The organism is Falsiroseomonas algicola, assembly GCF_011040385.1.
Taxonomy (GTDB): domain Bacteria; phylum Pseudomonadota; class Alphaproteobacteria; order Acetobacterales; family Acetobacteraceae; genus Falsiroseomonas; species Falsiroseomonas algicola.
The window spans coordinates 1-616 of record NZ_JAAIKB010000064.1; the positions used below are offsets into that span (position 1 = coordinate 1).

The following is a 616-nucleotide window of genomic DNA, read 5'->3' on the forward strand; positions in this document are numbered from 1 at the left end:
GCGGACACGGGGCCGAGGCAAGTCGCATGTCGGGCCGGAGGTGATGATCAGCGAGCGGCCTTCGGAGGCAGAGGACCGGACGGTGCCCGGGCATTGGGAAGGCGACCTGATCCTTTGGCTCGGGAGCTCGGCGATCGGGACTCTGGTGGAAAGGAAGACGAGGTTCACAATGCTGCTGCATTTGCCGCGGCTGCCGGGCCACGGGGAAGGAGCGCGCGCGAAGAATGGCCCGGCGCTCGCCGGGCATGGTGCAGACGCAGTGCGCGATGCGATCACGCGGAGCATCACGACGCTGCCGGAGGCGTTGCGAAGGTCGCTGACCTGGGACCAGGGAGCGGAGATGAGCGAGCATGCGAGGCTGCGGATCGACGCCGGCATGGCGGTGTATTTCTGCGATCCGCACAGCCCGTGGCAGCGAGGCACGAACGAGAACACCAATGGGCTGCTGCGGCAGTACTTCCCCAAGGGCACTGACCTGAGCGTCCACGGCGAGGACGAGCTTGCCGCGGTAGCGGCGGCGCTCAATGGCCGGCCGCGCAAGACGCTGAACTGGAGCACGCCAGCAGAGGCGCTTGATGAGGCGCTACAGACGGCGCAAAGAGGCGTTGCGACGACC

The 616-nt window shown here is 67.5% G+C and carries 1 protein-coding gene; it reads left to right on the top strand.

The annotated features are described in order from the left end of the window. The coding region (locus tag G3576_RS31025) for an IS30 family transposase (protein WP_164698341.1) at positions 1-616 on the top strand (616 nt) is incomplete at both ends.